The organism is Paraburkholderia phenoliruptrix (genome assembly GCF_019511605.1).
Classification (GTDB): Bacteria; Pseudomonadota; Gammaproteobacteria; order Burkholderiales; family Burkholderiaceae; genus Paraburkholderia; species Paraburkholderia phenoliruptrix_A.
Genome location: NZ_JAEUAV010000020.1, coordinates 45827 through 64028, shown reverse-complemented (window position 1 = coordinate 64028; position 18202 = coordinate 45827). Strand labels below are relative to the sequence as shown.

Sequence of the window (18202 nt, the reverse complement as noted above, 5' to 3'; positions counted from 1 at the left end):
GCGCGGCTCAGATCACGTGCTGCTCGTCGACCTTCTTGCCGCCGATGTGCAACGTCGTGCCCTTGCCGTACTGCTTCGACAGCAGGTCGCGATAGAGGCCGGGGCGCTGGCGCAGTTCTTCGGGGCTGCCGTCGTCGATCACCTTGCCAGCGCTCATCACGATGATGCGGTCAAAGTTATGCAGCGTCGACAGGCGGTGTGCAATCGCGATCACCGTGCGGCCTACCATGAGCCGGTCGAGCGCCTTCTGGATCGCTTCTTCCGAGGCGCTGTCGAGCGCCGAGGTGGCTTCGTCGAGCAGCAGGATCGGCGCGTTCTTGAGAATCGCGCGCGCAATCGCGATGCGTTGGCGCTGTCCGCCGGAGAGTTTCACGCCACGGTCGCCGACAATCGTGTCGAAGCCTTCGGGCATTGCCTCGATAAAGTCCGTGCAGCGTGCTTCGCGCGCCGCGGCCAGCACTTCCTCGCGCGTCGCTTCGGGGCGGCCGTACGCAATGTTTTCGTACACGGTGCGGTGGAACAGCGAAATGTCCTGCGGCACCAGCGCTATGGCATGGCGCAGGCTGTCCTGCGTGATGGCGGCGATGTCCTGGCCGTCGATCTTGATCGCGCCGCCTTGTGTTTCGTAGAAGCGCTGCAGTAGTGCGAGCACGGTCGATTTGCCCGCGCCCGACTTGCCGATCAGACCGACGCGCTGGCCCGGCTCGATGTGCAGATCGAAATGATCGAGGATCGGCCGGCGGCGCGGATACGCGAACGTCACACCTTCGAAGTCCACGCGCCCGCCTTGCGGCACCAGTTCCGTCGCGCCGTCGCGATCGGGCATGCCGTGCGGCTCGAGCAACGTGCGCACGGCTTCTGCGAGACGCGCAATATGCTGCGTGACGTCCACCAGCGCGACCGCCAGATCGCGTGTGCCGTGCAGAATGGTGAAGCCGAGCGAGCTGACGAGCACGATGTCGCCCGAGGTCGCCTTGCCCTGGTCCCACAGCACGAGCGCCCAGCCAAGCAGGCCAGCGGAGAGCAGCGCCGTGATTACCGCGTGCAGCAGGCGCAGCTTTTCCAGATAGAGCAGGCTTTGCTGACGCGCGTCCATTTCCGCCTTGACCGTGGCGCCGAAGCGCTGCTGCTCGCGCAACGTCATACCGAACGCGCGCACGAGGCCCATGTTGCTGATCACGTCGACGAGTTCGCCGTCTACGGACGCCGCCCGGGTCGCGAAATGATGGTGCCGCACCGAACCGCGGCCGGCGAGCTTGTAGAGCACCACCGACAGAATTGCCGAGCACAGCATCAGGCCGGCCGCCATCAGCGGGTTCACGGCGATGATCATGACGATTGCACCGAGCACGGCTATACACGGCGGCAGCACGTTCCAGGCGGTGGTGTTTTCCGCCGTGTAGACCGCGTTCGAGGTCGCAGTGATGCGGCTTGCCAGCATGCCGGGCTGCTTCTCGGAGTAGTAGGTCGGCGAATGTCCGCTCAGGTACTGGAACAGGTCTCGCCGCAAGTCGCCGGTCACCGCGACGAACGTGTGAGCCGCGACCCAGCCGCCGACCCGCCACAGCAGGTTGTCTGCGGCGATGAGGCCGACGAGTATCGCGAACGCGCCCCACAACGGCCCGGGATGATGCCGGCCGGTGCCGAGCACATCAATCAGGTGCTTGATCGCGTATTGCGAAGCGAGCGCACAGCCCACGGCCGCTATCACGCTGCACAGCACGGTCGCATGAGCGAGCGGATGGCGGCGGATAAAACGGAAAACGAACGCAAGCGGCCTGTGCGCATAGCTCGCGAGCTTTGCGTTCTGGGCGTTGCGCTGGGCGATGGTCAAATGTTCCAATTGATCGAGAGGTTGGTGTGAGTCGGAGGTGTGCATGCAAGGCATGGGCCACGCGAAAAAATGTCGCGGCGCAGGCAATGCTTCGCATTGTAAACACGCAAAGGCAATTGCGCCCTGGGTTTCCGGGCATATGGCGCGATTGGTGTCGCGATGGACGTCCGCGATCTACCTCTTGCTGGACTGACTGCGGTGGCAAGGGTTCACGCTGATCGCGGATTGTTTCGGGATATAATTACAAATTGCATTCAGCCCGGGCGCTGGATTCTCTTCAACCCGTGCCGGCAAGCGTGACGCAAAGCGCAACCGGCGAGTGGCGCGAGAGTCGGGCAGCCTCATGTCGCCGGCCAGTCGCTACTGTAAAACTGTCTTGCAAAACAAGGGTTTGCAAAGTGTATCCCCCTTGTAACAACGTAAAGACTTTGAAATGTTGTGCTGCAGCGAGAAGCCAGGCACTGATAATGCGTGCGCTGTAAGCCCTTGCGAAATTTCTGACAGTTTGTCAACGTCGAGCACGTCTGTGCGTTTACCGCACAGGCATGGAAGGCGATTGCCGTCCGGGCTATTTAAACTGAAGCGACCTGCCGCAGGAAATCTCGAAAGAATCAGGCCCGCGCCGGGGTGTCCGGCCCGACTGCCCTGGCGAGCAAAGCGAGTCGCTTTTACCAAACGCAGTACTTTTGCCGGTTTTTACGAGGAGTTTTCACTATGCGAATCGCTCAAATCGCTCCGTTGCACGAGGCGGTTCCTCCCAAGCTGTACGGTGGTACGGAACGTGTGGTTTCCTACTTGACCGAAGCGTTGGTCGAGCAGGGTCACGACGTCACGCTTTTTGCGAGCGGCGATTCGCAAACCTCGGCAAAGCTCGAAGCCTTCTGGCCGCAAGCGCTGCGCCTCGATCCCACCATTCGCGACGTGATGGCGCCGCACATGCTGCTGCTCGAAGAAGTGCGCCGCCGCGCGGACGAATTCGACGTGCTGCATTTCCACATCGACTATTACCCGTTCTCGCTTTTCGCACGCCAGCCGGTGCCGTTCCTGACCACGCTGCACGGCCGTCTCGATTTGCCGGAACTGCAGCCGATCTTCAACACGTTCAAGGACGTGCCGGTGGTGTCGATTTCGGACAACCAGCGCATTCCGCTGCCGCAGGCAAACTGGCTGCAAACTGTGTATCACGGCCTGCCGGAAGACGTGCTGCGGCCGATCCCCGACGTGCAGCCCGGCTACCTCGCGTTCCTCGGCCGCGTTTCGCCGGAGAAGGGCCTTGATCGCGCGATCCGCATTGCGGGCCAGGCAGGCATGAAGCTCAAGGTGGCCGCGAAAATCGACAAGGCCGACCGCGCCTATTACGAAGAAGTGATCAAGCCGCTGATGGCGCTGCCGCACGTCGAGTACATCGGCGAAATCGGCGAAGCCGAGAAGCGCGAGTTCCTCGGCAACGCACATGCGCTGGTCTTCCCGATCGACTGGCCGGAGCCCTTCGGTCTCGTGATGATCGAAGCGATGGCGTGCGGCACGCCGGTGATCGCGTTCAATCGCGGTTCGGTGCCGGAAGTGATCGAAAACGGCGTGTCGGGCTTTGTCGTTGAAGATGAAATCAGCGCAGTCGCGGCACTCAAGCGCCTGCACACGCTGCCGCGCGAGCTGGTGCGCAAGGCGTTCGAAGCGCGCTTCTCGTCGAAGGTGATGGCACGGAATTACGTCGCCACGTATGAAGAGCTGCTGCGTGAGAAGCACCGCACCGTGCTGCGCGAAGTGAACGCGAACTAAGCGCGACCTAAGCGCGAACCAAGCGCACGCCGGACTGAAGCTGTCGGTCAGTCAACCGGCGTGGCGAATCTAGCGCTTTAGCGCGCTTCGCCCGCCACCCGCAACGCCCCGCTTGCAAGCCGCTCGCGGGGCGTTGTTGCATGCGCGCCGCGTTTTTTCGCGTTTCGCGATGCAAACCGGGTGTTTCGGGCCGCGGGGGCGAGCCGGCTTTCGTAATATCCCTATAATGGCCGTGCCGCAAATTTGGCTGCGGCGCCGCCGACGACAGGAGGATGCCTTGGCGAGAACGAAAGAGACGCGTGCGAATGCCGCGCCCGGCGCCGGAACGATTTTCGCGTTGCGCGCCATCGGTCTCGTGCTTCTTGCCCGCTGGCTGTTTTCGATGTCGGAGATGGATCTGACGTCGTCGCTGTCGGCCATGGCCTCTTCGCCGTGGGCGTGCATCAACCTTGTCTTTCTGTTCCTGCTGATCTTTCTGCCGGGCGCGCGGGCGGTGGCCGAGCGTCCGTTTCATCCGTTGCCGCAATGGCTGCGGCAAGCACTGCGTCTGTTCGCGTTCCTCGGCTTCCTGTTTGCGGTGTGGACTGTCAGCGCATTCGCTGTCAGCGCCGGCTGGCGCCGCGCCGCGCAGACGGTCGCGGCAACGAATGGCTGGCTGCTGGCCGCGCCGGCACTGTACGCGGCCGTTCTCTGGATCTGCCGTCCGCGCGCGCTGTGGCGCACCAACATTGCCGCGCGTCGCTTTGCGATCGGGCGCTATGCCGTGTCGCTGGATCCGCTTACGCGCACCGTGAGCGTGTGGGCCGAGCGTCGCAAGGTGGGGCAGTACGACGCACGCGAACTCTCGGTGCGCTGGGCGGACGGCGCGGGCACGGGGTCTGCGTCGCCGCCCGCGCCGATGGTCGCGCTGCACGCGGCGGCCGAAACGTTCACGACGGCCGCGTCCTCGCGCAGCGGCGGCGGGCCGTCGCTCGCACGCGCTGCGTTTGGCCGGCGTCCAAAAATCGAGCTGCTGTGGGATTCGCCCGCTGCTGCGGGCCACAACCGCCAAACTGTCTTTCGCACCGCGTTGACAACCGAAGGCGACCGCGTGGCGGCACGCGCGCTCGACAGCACGTTGCGGCAGGTCTGAAGCCTGCTGTGTGCATTCGGTCACATGTCGCGACCGATGAACGCGTTGTACAGTAAGCCGTGGTCGATAATGAAACAAAGATGCCGCCCGCGCCTGACGCTGCGCGGGCGATAACAATCGATATTGCCGTGTCGTTTGCAGGAGTCGCTATGCTGGTTCGCTGGTTACTTGCCGCTCTTCATCTGCTCGCTTATGGCTTTGCGCTCGCGTCGATTCTGCGGCGCACATGGTCGCTGCGTCGCGCAGCCGTGCCCGCCGCGTTGCGCTCGGTGTTCCGTGCGGATACGCGATGGGGTCTCTCTGCACTGGTGCTGATCATCACCGGACTGATGCGTGCTTTTGGTTCGTACGAGAAGGGCGCCGACTACTATCTCCACGAGCCGCTCTTTCACGTGAAGATGGCGCTGCTCGTGGCGATTCTCGCGCTGGAAGTGCCGTCCATGCTCGCGCTCATGCGCTGGCGTGCGTCGATCCGAAAAGGCGAGGCGCCGGATTTGCACAACGCGCGCCGTTATGCGCATCTGAGCGTGATTCAGACCGTCCTGCTGGTGCTGATGGTGTTTGCGGCCACCGGCATGGCGCGCGGCATCGGTCTTCCTTCGGGCGTGGTGTGAGCCGGCGGCACGTCGGCGGAACGAGCCTTCAATGAAGGCGGTTCCGGTTGACGTGCGCCGGCTTTGCCGCTCGGTGCCTGTTCTTCTCTACTCGCTGACCAGCAGACTCGAATCGTCGACGTGAGCGGCGCGCACCTGCGACGCTTCATGCCGAACCACCGGCGGTTCGCTCAAGCCCTTGATCAACTCCAGCGCCTGACGCTCGAAGAGCCGGCGATACACGCCGTTCTCGAGGCCGATCAGCGTTTCATGGCTGCCTTCTTCGATCACCTTGCCCTTGTCGAGCACGAGCAGCCGGTCGAGTGCGCGCACAGTCGAAAGACGATGCGCGACGACTAGCGTCGTGCGGCCCAACATCAACCGCTCCATCGCCTGCTGGATCAGCACTTCGCTTTCGCTATCGAGGCTGGAGGTGGCTTCGTCCAGGATCAGAATGCGGGCGTCCGCGAGAAACGCGCGCGCAATGGCTACCCGCTGACGTTCGCCTCCCGAGAGCTTGATGCCGCGTTCGCCGACAAGCGTGTCGTAGCCGTCCGGCAACGCGCTGATGAAGTCGTGCGCGTTAGCAAGCCGCGCCGCTTGCTCGATCTCGGCACGGCTCGCCTCGGGCCGGGCATACGCAATGTTCTCTGCCAGCGAGCGGTGAAACAGCACCGGCTCCTGCTGCACGATCGCAATCTGGCTGCGCAACGACGCTTGCTTGACGCGCGCGATGTCCTGGCCGTCGATCGTAATGCGGCCTCCCGACACGTCGTAAAGACGCTGGATCAGCTTGATGAACGTGGTCTTGCCCGAGCCCGAATGGCCGACCAGACCCACGCGTTCGCCAGGCGCAATGCGCACGCAGAAGTCGCGGTAGAGCGGGACGGCGCTCGCGCCATAGTGAAACGTGACGTGCTCGAAGCGAATCTCGCCTTGACCGATTGCAATGGGACCGGCGCCCGGCCGGTCCTCGATGCCAAGCGGCTGGCGCTCGAGCGATACCAGTTCTTCCATGTCGTTGACCGAGCGCTGCAGGTTGCGGATGTGCATGCCCACCTCGCGCAGATAGCCTTGCAGCATGAAGAACATCGTCAACGCGAACGTGATGTCGCCGACGCTCGCCTCGCCGCGCAGCCACAGCACCAGCGCCGCACCGAGAATCGCGGCCTGGATCGCCACCAGCATGGCGCCCTGCACCCCACCGTTGATCGTGCCGCGGATCCACGTGCGGCGGGTGCGCTCGCGCCACTTGTCGATCACGCGTGCGAGCAGCAGTTCTTCGCGCGCTTCGGCGCCGAACGCCTTGACGACGCCGTTGCAACTCACGGCGTCCGCGAGCGCGCCGCCCATGCGCGTGTCCCACGCGTTGGCGAGGCGTGCGGCGGGCGCCACGTAGCCGAGCGACAACGCGACCGTTACCGCGATATACAGCACCGAGCCGATGCCGACCACCGCGCCCATCATGGGCCAGCGCCAGCCGAGCAGCAGCGTTGCCCCGGCGAGCATGACGAGCGACGGGAACAGCGCGATCAGCAGCGTGTCGTTGAGCAGGTCAAGCGCCCACATGCCGCGGGTAATCTTGCGCACCGTCGAACCGGCAAAGCTGTTCGCGTGCCAGTCGGTCGAGAACCGTTGCACGCGGTGAAACGCGTTGGCGGCGATCTCGCTCATCATCTTGAGCGTCAGCTTGATGATGTTGAAGTACATGCCCTGGCGCAGCAGGGTCGCACTGAGCCCGAGCGCGGTGAGCACGCAGAACGCGGTGATGGCCGCGTGCCATGCGCTGCCGCGCGCAGCCGGACCCGACGCAATGGCGTCGACGAGGTGGCCGGCGAACATGGGCGTAAGCACGTCGGCTACTGCGGCGAGCATGACGAGCGCCACAATCACGACGACGCGCCACGGCTGCTGCGCCCAGTGTTGGAAGGTGAAACCGAGGACGTCCTTGAAGGCTTGTCCGCGAAAGTCGAGTTTTTTTCCGGTCATTTGCGACAACCCGCGCGCCTGGCGCGGCGGGGTTCCAGTCAAAAGCAGAAAGAAGAGATAGAGCAAGCGCGCCGCTGAACGGCAATCAGGCTGCGGGCAATGAGCTGTCAAGCGTGCCTGCAAAGCGAGCTGTGGACTATCTGGAATTGCGCGGAGAGCCTTTGAGGCTGCGCCGCGTAGAGCGATGGGTCAGCGACGGGTCAGTGACGCATCAGCGACTAGCGAACGACGGCAAGCTCGTCGCGAGACCATGTCAGGGACCGCCATATGCACTGCGAACATGTGACGCCTCCCTGTAGTCAATGAGGTGGAGAAAATAGACCGGGCGAATGCCCGAGAAGCCACTATATCAGCGCTGTTTTGCCCCCGCAATCGACGAGGTTTCGGTGTTGACGTTGCCGCGGATTGCGAAATGCGCGAAAAGCCCCGCAACTACATGGCACGTGCAAAAAGCGAAAGCAAAAAAGTAAGAGCCAAAAAATAAAACACAAAACGGAAAAAGGGCTTACGCATTGCTGCGTAAGCCCTTTGTCTTCGGTGATCGACACACCAAGAATCTGGTGGGTAGTACTGGGATCGAACCAGTGACCCCTGCCGTGTGAAGGCAGTGCTCTACCGCTGAGCTAACCACCCGAAGAGATTGAAATTATGTCAGGGATTTTGGCACTCGTCCAGCACTTTTTAAGCGGCTTGCTCATCCGCTACCGGCGCAGGTTCGAGGCGCCATACGCTCGTGCCTTTGATTGCCTTGTCGAGACCGTCGAGCACCGCCTGATGCGCGGCGACTTCTTCGTCGCTCGCTGCAATCACCACGAGCTCCAGCGACTCGATTGCCACGCGCGGTGCATGCGCTTCGCCGCCGGCATGCGATTCCCCCAGCATGTCGATGACGAGACTCTCTTGGCCGCGCGTCATCGCCAGATAAACCTCGGCGAGCAGTTCGGAGTCGAGCAGCGCGCCGTGCAGCGTGCGGTGTGCATTGCTGATGCCGAAGCGATCGCACAGCGCGTCGAGCGAATTGCGCTTGCCGGGGAACATCTGCTTGGCGCGCGCGAGCGTGTCGATGATCTCGCCGCAATAGGTGCTCACGGGCGGCAGGCCTAGCAACGCGAATTCGGCATCCAGAAAGCCGATGTCGAAGGGCGCGTTGTGAATGATCAGGTCCGCGCCCTGTATGAAGTCGCGAAACTGGTCGGCAATCTCGGCGAACTTCGGCTTGTCGCTGAGGAACTCTGTAGTCAGGCCGTGCACGGCCAGCGCGCCAGGATCGCTGTCGCGCTCGGGGTTGATATAGAAGTGCAGGTTGTTGCCGGTGAGTCGCCGGTTCACCAGTTCGACGCAACCGAGTTCGAGAATGCGGTCGCCGGTGCGGGCGTTAAGGCCGGTCGTTTCGGTATCGAGAATGAGTTGACGCATGTCGGATTAACTTTGCCTCAAAAGTTGCCGCCGTCAATAAGCGGCAGAAGGGGGCGCCCAAGCCGGCGCTCGAGTCACAGTTCCGCGAGCGACGCGACGCCGCGGTTGGCGAGCTGATCGGCGCGCTCGTTCTCAGGGTGGCCGTTGTGACCGCGCACCCAGCGCCATTCGACTTCGTGTTGCGCGACGAGCGCATCGAGCCGCTTCCACAAGTCCGCGTTCTTCACGGGCTGCCGCGCGGCCGTCACCCAGCCTTTCTTTTTCCAGCCGTGAATCCACTCGCTAATGCCTTTTTGCACGTACTGCGAATCGGTATGCACGACGACCTTGCACGGACGCTTGAGCGCTTCGAGCGCGGAAATCACGCCCATCAGTTCCATGCGGTTGTTGGTCGTATTGGCTTCGCCGCCGAACAGTTCCTTTTCCTGATCGCCGAAGCGCAACAGTGCGCCCCAGCCGCCGGGGCCAGGGTTGCCCTTGCAGGCGCCGTCGGTATAAATGTCGATGATGTTTGCGGTCATTGAGTGTGGTTGCGTGTGTTCGGTGTAGCGGCGGGCGTGAGGCCTGCGGCGAGAACGGGTTTCTTCACCTTCAGCGGCCCGACGAGGCGCATGCCGCGCACCCGCTTGATCGCCTTGATCATGTACGTCGCGCCGAAGATGGGCCACCAACGGTCGCCGGCGGCTTCCATGAAGGCGTAGCGGGAGAGCCACTGCTCGCTGTCGAGCGGCGGGCGATAGCAGCCGAAGCGCCCGCGTTCGAGGTCGAAGCCGAGCAGCTTGATCCAGTCTTTCAGGCGTGTGAACGCGATCAGGTCGACGGCCGCCGGCACGAACGGCCGACCGGTCATCTTGCCGACCGATTGCCGCGCGCCCCATAGCGAGAGCGAGTTGAAGCCGAGAATGATCAGTTGGCCTTCCGGCATGAGCACGCGCTCGGCTTCCCGCAGCAGGCGGTGTGGGTCGCTGGTGAATTCGAGCGTGTGCGGCATCACGATCAGATCGACGCTCTGCGCCTCGAAAGGCAGGTCGAGCAGATCGCACCAGACCGCGCTGCGCCCGCCAGGCGCGGGCAGCGGCGCGAAGGTATTGCGCGCGGGGCCGTGGGTCGTGCCGTGGCCCGCCCCGTTGCTCATTCCACCATTCGCGCCGTTGTTCAGCCCGTTGTTCAGCCCGTCGTTCAGGCTGTTACCCGCTGGGTTGCCGGGGTGCGCAGCCGAACGCGGAAAACTGTAGGGCGCGCTCGCGCCGCTGGCGGCGTCCAGCACCAGCCCGCGGCAGGGCATGCGATTCTCACGCAACGCGTCGAGCTGCGGCAGGCCGAGCTGCAGTGCGTGGTAACCGAAAACGTCCGATACCACCCGGTCGAGCTGGGTCTGTTCCCACTCGAGCACGTAGCGGCCAGGCGGCGAATTCGTCCAGGCGGGCCAGTCTATAATCGCTCGGTCAGTCATATCAAAGAATGCGTCGCCTATGAATGCGCTCGAGTACGTACCGGTCCCGGCGTTTGAAGACAATTACATCTGGGTTGTTTCCGACGGACGTCATGCGGTCGTCGTCGATCCGGGCGAGGCCGCCCCCGTTCGCGCCTATCTGGCCAAACGCGGATGGCGGCTGAGCGCTATTTTACTCACGCACCATCATCAAGACCATGTCGGCGGGGTAGCCGATCTGCTGAATGGCCAGGGCGTCCCCGTGTACGGGCCCGCCGGCGAGGCGATCGAGCATGTCACGCAGCGTCTGAAAAATGGCGATCGGGTGAACATTGCAGAGCCTGCGCTGGAGTTCAGCGTGCTCGACGTGCCCGGCCACACAAGCGGCCACATTGCCTATTTTCAGGCGGCGGACTTAGCCGGCACACCTCACGTGTTTTGTGGCGACACGCTGTTCGCCTGCGGCTGCGGCCGCCTCTTCGAGGGCACGCCGGCCCAGATGCTGGCGTCGCTCGACTCGCTCGCCGCGCTGCCGGGCGCGACGCAAGTGCATTGCGCACACGAGTACACGTTGTCCAACATCCGCTTCGCGCTCGCCTGCGAGCCGGACAATCCGGAGCTGCAGGCCTGGCGCGACAAGGCGAGCGACTTGCGAGCCGGCAATCAGCCGACGCTGCCCACCACCATCGCCCATGAACGCGCGGTCAACCCTTTCCTGCGAGCGGGCGATCCGGCCGTTCAGGCGGCGCTGCAGGAGGCGTTGCACGAGAAAGTCTCCGACCGTCTGGCGGCCTTCACGTTGATGCGCGAATGGAAAAATCGCTTCCGCTAACCGGACCGGCTTTGGGGTCTTCCTCAAGCGAAGAATCGGAAGAATTCGCCAAGCCCTAGATTTGCTTGATTTTTTTGTCAATTTCCGATTGACGTACAGGTTGCGGTTTCGTACTATCGGCTGCAAATTCCAGTCCTTGTGGAAGCCGAGACGTTCATGCGATTTATCTTTAGTGCGTTGCTGGTCCTGACGCTCGCCGCCTGCGCGAGCCAGGGGCCAACGACGGTCAGCCCCACCACCGCAGCCAATCCCGCCACCCAGCAAGCCGTAGCCGACGCACTCCGCAAGACAGCCACCGCCAAAGAAACCATTAACGTCGACCAGGGCTCCGTCACGCAGTTGACGAGCGCGGACGCCGATTTGTGGGGCCGTATTCGGCGTGGATTCCAGATGCCCGACCTGCAGACCGATCTGGTCGACATGCAGGCCAACTGGTATGCGCAGCGTCCCGACTACGTGCAGCGCATGACCGAGCGCTCGCAGAAGTACCTGTATCACATCGTCGAGGAACTCGAGGCGCGCCATATGCCGACCGAGCTCGCGTTGCTGCCGTTCATCGAATCTGCGTACAGCCCGCAGGCGTTGTCGGTGGCGAAAGCGGCCGGTATGTGGCAGTTCATGCCGGGCACAGGCCGCACCTACAACCTCAAGCAGAACATGTGGCAGGACGAGCGCCGCGACGTGCTCGCCTCGACCAGCGCCGCGCTTGACTACCTTTCTCGCCTGCACGACATGTTCGGCGACTGGCAGCTTGCGCTCGCCGCGTACAACTGGGGCGAGGGCAACGTGCAGCGCGCCATCGCGCGCAACGAAGCGGCCGGTTTGCCGACCGACTATCTGAGCCTGCGCATGCCGAACGAAACACGCAACTACGTGCCCAAGCTGCAGGCGGTCAAGAACATCGTGATGAACCCGCAAATGTATGGGCTCACGCTGCCTTCCATTCCCAATCACCCGTATTTCGTCACGGTCACCACCTCGCACGACATCGACGTGGAGATGGCCGCGAAGCTCGCCAATCTGTCGCTCGACGAATTCCGCTCGCTGAACCCGTCCTTCAGGAAGCCGGTGATTCTAGGTGCGACGCAGCCGCAAATTCTGCTGCCGTTCGACAATGCCAGCGCGTTCGAGCGCAACCTGAAAACGTATTCGGGGTCGCTGTCGTCGTGGACCACGTACACGGTCACCGAACGTTCCGCGCCGGCCGCCATCGCGCAAAAAATCGGCGTCGACGCCGACACGCTGATGGAAGTGAACAAGATTCCGGTCGGCATGCGTCTGAAGCCCGGTTCCACCATCGTCGTGCCGCGCGGTTCGGACGACGACGAAGACATCAGCGCCGACGTCGCGGAAAGTGCCGTGCTCGCGATGGAGCCGGACGTCCCCGACACCCGCAAAATGCTGATCCGCGTGCGCCGCAATCAGTCCATGGCGGCTATCGCGCTGCGTTATGGCGTGTCAGTGGGCCAGTTGAAGGCGTGGAATCGCACGCATCGCGACAGCGTCTCCCGCGGCCAGGTTGTCGTTCTGCACGTGCCGGTCGGCAAGGCTGTCCCGAGCGAACCGGGGCCTGAGCGCATCGCGACCAACGTAGACGGTGGCGGCGTGCAGAAGATCGGCACACGCGTGGGAGGCGCAAGGCGCGAAGCGCGCAACGACACGAAGAAGGGGCGGGGCCACTCGGCCGTCGTGAAGGTGTCCGAGCCGGTCGCGAAGTCGAGTAAAGCGAAAGCGGCTGCGGCGCCCACGGGCAAGGTGACCAAGGTGTCGGCTTCCACGTCAAGCAAGGCAACGAAGAGCACGGCCAGCACGAAGAAGAGCAAGTGATGCGGCACGGTCCCGGTTGAGGTGTCTGCCGGGGCACAATCTCCGCGCCCTCCGTACCTCCCTCTGCACCTTTACTCGCTTTTGAACGCCGTCACCCTGTGCGACGGCGTTTTTCATTGCGCGGAGTATAAAAATGATCGCTTTGCCGCAGGCTCGTGTCACCTATGCGAAGCAGGCGCGGGCGTGCGTAGGTACTTCCCGCCGCGGGGACGATGGCATGCGGCGGGTGTGCGGCGCTGTCTCGAATCGGCTCGCGCAGATCGTCTCGCGCCACGGCGCGAGCCGCTTCCAGTAAGGCTTTCGCCGGGTCAGCGCGGGCCGCCGCGCGCCCCGGCAGCCATCTCGGATTTGGAGCGCAGGGCAGTTTCAGGCTATAATTCCAAGGTTTGAGCTTATCAACCCGCACCCTAGCGCCTACCTCTCCCATACCGTTCATCCGCCGCGCGCCACTGGCGTAGCAAGAAGGGCCCGCACCTGGCCGATCCGTCCACACAATGGACTCATCGCGCGCCCCTTGCGACGTCAACGGCAGTACGCGAGCGAGTCTGCGCGCGCATCTCGTGATGCTGTCCGCTGCGGCTCGCAAACCGGATAGGCAGGTCGGCAACAGGGTGTTCCCCCAAGGAGTCTCCCGTGTTGCCGTCATTTTCTCCCGCTCTGCTCGCGCTCGCCGACGGCACGGTCTTTCGTGGTTATTCGATCGGCGCCCCCGGGCATACCATCGGCGAAGTCGTCTTCAACACGGCTATCACCGGCTATCAGGAAATCCTGACGGACCCGAGCTACGCGCGCCAGATCGTGACCCTCACTTATCCGCATATCGGCAACGTCGGCGTAAATGCCGAAGACGTCGAGGCGACGAAAGTCCATGCCGCCGGGCTGATCATTCGCGACTTGCCGGTCCTCGCGTCGAACTTCCGCATGGAGCGCACGCTCACCCAGTATCTGCAGGACGAAGGCGTGGTCGCGATCGCCGGCCTCGACACCCGCAAGCTCACGCGCCTTCTGCGCGACAAGGGCGCACAGAACGGCGCAATCCTCGCCGGTTCGGACGACGAAGCGAAGGCGGTCGAGCTCGCACGCTCGTTCCCCGGCCTCGCGGGCATGGACCTCGCGAAAGTCGTATCGACGAAAGAGACCTACGAGTGGACGCAGACCGAATGGCGTCTGGGCGAAGGCTACGGCAAGCAGAACGCGCCGAAGTACCGCGTGGTCGCGTTCGACTACGGCGTGAAGTACAACATCCTGCGCATGCTGGCTGAGCGCGGCTGCCAGGTCACCGTGCTGCCCGCGCAAGCCTCGGCGGCTGACGCGCTCGCGCTCAATCCGGACGGCATTTTCCTGTCGAACGGCCCGGGCGACCCGGAACCGTGCGACTACGCGATCGCCGCCACCAAAGAGCTGATCGAGCGCGGCATTCCGACGTTCGGTATTTGCCTTGGCCATCAGATCATGGGCCTCGCGCTCGGCGCAAAAACCATCAAGATGAAGACCGGCCACCACGGCGCCAACCATCCGGTGAAAGATCTGGAAGACGGCCGCGTGGTGATCACCTCGCAGAACCACGGTTTTGCCGTGGACGCCGACACGCTGCCCGCCAACGCACGCGTCACGCACGTGTCGCTGTTCGACGGCACGCTGCAAGGCTTTGCGCTATCCGACAAGCCGGCGTTCTGCTTCCAGGGACACCCGGAAGCGTCGCCGGGTCCGCACGACATCGCCTATCTGTTCGACCGCTTCACCGCATTGATGGACGCGAAGAAGGCCGGCAAGTCGGCAGCGGCATGAGCGTGCACGAGCGTGCATGAGCGCGCTAACCGCGCATAAGCGGCAGCCCGGCGACAGCAGCGTGACCCAACGCGCGCCACGCACCCGTTACGGGCGGCGCGCGTCGACGGAAAGAATGGCAAACAGGTTGCATGGGACCGGAGTAAGGCACTGAAGCGCCGACTCCGGTCGACACAGGAATACATTAGCGAGAGCGTTATGCCCAAGCGGACAGACATCAAGAGCATCCTCATTATCGGCGCGGGCCCGATCATCATCGGCCAGGCGTGCGAGTTCGATTATTCGGGCGCGCAGGCATGCAAGGCGCTGCGTGAGGAAGGCTACAAGGTCATTCTCGTCAACAGCAATCCGGCGACGATCATGACCGACCCGAACACGGCCGACGTGACCTACATCGAGCCGATCACGTGGGAAGTGGTCGAGCGCATCATCGCGAAAGAGCGTCCGGACGCCATCCTGCCGACCATGGGCGGGCAGACCGCGCTGAACTGCGCGCTCGATCTGCACGCGCAGGGCGTGCTCGAAAAGTACAAGGTCGAGCTGATCGGCGCGTCGCCGGAAGCCATCGACAAGGCGGAAGACCGCCAGAAGTTCAAGGACGCGATGACGAAGATCGGCCTCGGTTCGGCCAAGTCGGGCACCGCGCATTCCATGGAAGAAGCGCTGCAGGTTCACGCGCGCATCGCCGCGGAAACCGGCAGCGGCGGCTATCCGGTCGTGATCCGGCCGTCGTTCACGCTCGGCGGTTCGGGCGGCGGCATCGCGTACAACCGCGAAGAGTTCGAGGAAATCTGCAAGCGCGGCCTCGACCTGTCGCCCACGCGTGAGCTGCTGATCGAAGAGTCGCTGCTCGGCTGGAAAGAGTACGAGATGGAAGTGGTCCGCGACAAACAGGACAACTGCATCATCGTCTGTTCGATCGAAAACCTGGACCCAATGGGCATCCACACCGGCGACTCGATCACCGTCGCGCCGGCGCAAACGCTTACCGACAAGGAATACCAGGTGCTGCGTAATGCGTCGCTCGCGGTGCTGCGCGAGATCGGCGTGGACACCGGCGGCTCGAACGTGCAGTTCTCGATCAATCCGAAAGACGGCCGCATGATCGTGATCGAGATGAACCCGCGTGTGTCGCGTTCGTCCGCGCTCGCGTCGAAGGCAACCGGATTCCCGATCGCGAAAGTCGCGGCCAAGCTGGCAGTCGGCTATACGCTCGACGAGCTGAAGAACGAAATCACCGGCGGCCAGACCCCGGCCTCGTTCGAACCGACTATCGACTACGTCGTCACGAAGATCCCGCGCTTCGCGTTCGAGAAATTCCGCGAAGCCGATTCGCGCCTGACCACGCAAATGAAGTCGGTCGGCGAAGTCATGGCGATCGGCCGCACGTTCCAGGAGTCGTTCCAGAAGGCGCTGCGCGGCCTCGAAGTGGGCGTCGACGGTCTGGACGAAAAGACCACGAATCGCGACGAGATCATCCGCGAGATCGGCGAAGCCGGCCCGGACCGCATCTGGTACGTAGGCGACGCATTCCGCATTGGTATGACGGCGCAAGAAATTTTCGAAGAGACGTCGATCGACCCGTGGTTCCTCGCGCAGATCGAGCAGATCGTGCTGAAGGAGAAGGCGCTGGCCGGCCGCACGCTGGCAAGTCTCTCGAAGGAGGAGCTCAAGTATCTGAAGCAAAGCGGCTTCTCGGACCGCCGTCTTGCAAGGCTGCTGGGTGCGAAGCCCGCCGAAGTGCGCGCGCGCCGCATCGAGCTCAACGTGCGTCCCGTGTACAAGCGCGTGGACACCTGCGCTGCCGAGTTCGCGACGAAGACCGCGTACATGTACTCGACCTACGAGGAAGAGTGCGAAGCGAATCCCACGAACAACAAGAAGATCATGGTGCTGGGCGGCGGCCCGAACCGGATCGGCCAGGGTATCGAGTTCGACTACTGCTGCGTGCACGCCGCGCTCGCCATGCGCGAAGACGGCTACGAAACGATCATGGTCAACTGCAACCCCGAGACCGTTTCGACCGACTACGACACGTCAGACCGCCTGTACTTCGAATCGCTCACGCTCGAAGACGTGCTCGAAATCGTCGACAAGGAAAAGCCGGTCGGCGTGATCGTGCAGTACGGCGGCCAGACGCCGCTGAAGCTCGCGCTCGATCTGGAAGCGAACGGGGTGCCTATCATCGGCACGTCGCCGGACATGATCGACGCGGCCGAAGACCGCGAGCGTTTCCAGAAGCTGCTGCAGGACCTCGGCCTGCGTCAGCCGCCTAACCGCACGGCGCGCACGGAAGACGAGGCACTGAAGCTCGCCGACGAGATCGGCTATCCGCTGGTGGTGCGTCCGTCGTACGTGCTGGGCGGCCGCGCGATGGAAATCGTCCACGAGCCGCGCGACCTCGAGCGCTATATGCGCGAAGCCGTGAAGGTGTCGAACGATTCGCCGGTGCTGCTCGACCGCTTCCTGAACGACGCGATCGAATGCGACGTGGACTGCATCTCGGACGGCGAAGCGGTGTTCATCGGCGGCGTAATGGAGCATATCGAACAGGCGGGCGTCCATTCGGGCGACTCGGCTTGCTCGCTGCCGCCGTATTCGCTCTCGAAGGAAACCGTGGCGGAACTGAAGCGTCAGACTGGCGCAATGGCCAAGGCGCTCAACGTCGTCGGTCTGATGAACGTGCAGTTCGCGATCCAGCAGGTTCCTCAGGCGGACGGCTCGAAACAAGACATCATCTACGTGCTCGAAGTGAACCCGCGCGCGTCGCGCACGGTGCCATACGTGTCGAAGGCAACCAGCCTGCCGCTCGCGAAGATCGCAGCGCGCGCAATGGTCGGCCAGAAGCTCGCGCAGCAAGGCGTGACGAAGGAAATCGAGCCGCCATATTTCAGCGTGAAGGAAGCGGTGTTCCCGTTCGTCAAGTTCCCGGCGGTCGATCCGGTGCTCGGACCCGAAATGCGTTCGACCGGCGAAGTGATGGGTGTGGGCCGCACCTTCGGCGAGGCGCTCTTCAAGTCGCAACTCGCGGCGGGCTCGCGTCTGCCGGAGTCGGGCACGGTGCTGCTGACCGTGATGGACGCCGACAAGCCGAAGGCCGTCGAAGTCGCGCGCATGCTGCACGAGCTCGGCTATCCGATCGTCGCCACCAAGGGCACGGCAGCGGCAATCGAAGCCGCGGGCGTGCCGGTGAAGGTCGTCAACAAGGTGAAGGACGGCCGCCCGCACATCGTCGACATGATCAAGAACGGCGAAATCGCGCTGGTCTTTACCACGGTCGACGAAACCCGCGCCGCCATTGCCGATTCGCGCTCCATCCGCATGAGCGCGCAGGCAAACAAGGTCACGTACTACACGACCATGTCGGGCGCGCGCGCGGCCGTCGAAGGTCTGCGCTACCTGAAGGACCTCGAAGTCTATGATTTACAAGGCTTGCACGCTCGCCTAAACTAAGGCTTCGAATACCTGTCCTAGATGTAAGTGCCGCGGTTAAGCGGCGTTTCGCAGGTGCTGTGACCCGGGTTTTCCCGGGCAGCCGGCCCCCGCGAAATGCACTTAACCGCGGTGATTTTTTTTGCGG

Annotated in this window: 12 protein-coding genes and 1 tRNA gene; 7 read left to right on the top strand and 6 right to left on the bottom strand. The window is 63.4% G+C overall.

What is annotated here, in order from left to right; all coding sequences use genetic code 11:
* Window positions 1–7: 7 nt before the first annotated feature.
* A complete protein-coding gene (locus JNB89_RS22445) occupies window positions 8–1843 on the bottom strand; it encodes an ABC transporter ATP-binding protein (protein ID WP_041729043.1) in 1836 nt (611 codons plus the stop codon).
* A 705-nt stretch (window positions 1844–2548) separates the two neighbouring features.
* Between JNB89_RS22445 and JNB89_RS22440 the strand changes: the two genes are divergently transcribed.
* The 3 genes from JNB89_RS22440 (at window position 2549) to JNB89_RS22430 (ending at window position 5359) form a co-directional block, all read left to right on the top strand.
* Complete coding sequence (locus JNB89_RS22440; protein ID WP_220363631.1) at window positions 2549–3613, top strand: glycosyltransferase family 4 protein; 1065 nt, start codon at window positions 2549–2551, stop codon at window positions 3611–3613.
* Window positions 3614–3890: 277 nt separating this feature from the next.
* Window positions 3891–4745 (top strand): hypothetical protein, encoded by an 855-nt coding sequence (locus tag JNB89_RS22435; protein WP_220363630.1) that lies wholly within the window; start codon window positions 3891–3893, stop codon window positions 4743–4745.
* 149 nt (window positions 4746–4894) lie between these two features.
* Window positions 4895–5359: a DUF2214 family protein gene (locus tag JNB89_RS22430; RefSeq protein ID WP_013340027.1), complete on the top strand. Its 465-nt coding sequence runs from the start codon at window positions 4895–4897 to the stop codon at window positions 5357–5359.
* A gap of 87 nt (window positions 5360–5446) precedes the next feature.
* On the opposite strand, the gene JNB89_RS22425 is transcribed toward JNB89_RS22430, so the two are convergent.
* From JNB89_RS22425 to JNB89_RS22405, 5 genes are all read right to left on the bottom strand, one after another.
* Window positions 5447–7327, bottom strand: a complete 1881-nt coding sequence (locus JNB89_RS22425) for an ABC transporter ATP-binding protein (RefSeq protein ID WP_220363629.1) — start codon at window positions 7325–7327, stop codon at window positions 5447–5449.
* A gap of 558 nt (window positions 7328–7885) precedes the next feature.
* Window positions 7886–7960 (bottom strand) — tRNA-Val (locus tag JNB89_RS22420).
* A gap of 48 nt (window positions 7961–8008) precedes the next feature.
* A complete protein-coding gene (dnaQ, locus tag JNB89_RS22415; RefSeq protein ID WP_013340025.1) occupies window positions 8009–8743 on the bottom strand; it encodes a DNA polymerase III subunit epsilon in 735 nt (244 codons plus the stop codon).
* 74 nt (window positions 8744–8817) lie between these two features.
* Entirely contained in the window at window positions 8818–9264 is a 447-nt protein-coding gene (gene rnhA / locus JNB89_RS22410) for a ribonuclease HI (RefSeq protein ID WP_013340024.1), read from the bottom strand.
* Window positions 9261–10196, bottom strand: a complete 936-nt coding sequence (locus tag JNB89_RS22405) for a class I SAM-dependent methyltransferase (RefSeq protein WP_220363628.1) — start codon at window positions 10194–10196, stop codon at window positions 9261–9263. Before JNB89_RS22405 ends, rnhA begins: the two co-directional genes overlap by 4 nt.
* 19 nt (window positions 10197–10215) lie before the next feature.
* Between JNB89_RS22405 and gloB the strand changes: the two genes are divergently transcribed.
* From gloB to carB, 4 genes are all read left to right on the top strand, one after another.
* Window positions 10216–11007: a hydroxyacylglutathione hydrolase gene (gene gloB, locus JNB89_RS22400; protein WP_220363627.1), complete on the top strand. Its 792-nt coding sequence runs from the start codon at window positions 10216–10218 to the stop codon at window positions 11005–11007.
* A 156-nt stretch (window positions 11008–11163) separates the two neighbouring features.
* Window positions 11164–12834, top strand: a complete 1671-nt coding sequence (locus JNB89_RS22395) for a transglycosylase SLT domain-containing protein (protein WP_220363626.1) — start codon at window positions 11164–11166, stop codon at window positions 12832–12834.
* A 633-nt stretch (window positions 12835–13467) separates the two neighbouring features.
* Window positions 13468–14622, top strand: a complete 1155-nt coding sequence (carA, locus tag JNB89_RS22390; protein WP_220363625.1) for a glutamine-hydrolyzing carbamoyl-phosphate synthase small subunit — start codon at window positions 13468–13470, stop codon at window positions 14620–14622.
* 198 nt (window positions 14623–14820) lie between these two features.
* Window positions 14821–18075, top strand: coding sequence for a carbamoyl-phosphate synthase large subunit (gene carB / locus JNB89_RS22385; protein ID WP_220363624.1), 3255 nt, complete (start codon window positions 14821–14823; stop codon window positions 18073–18075).
* The last annotated feature ends 127 nt before the right edge of the window (window positions 18076–18202 follow it).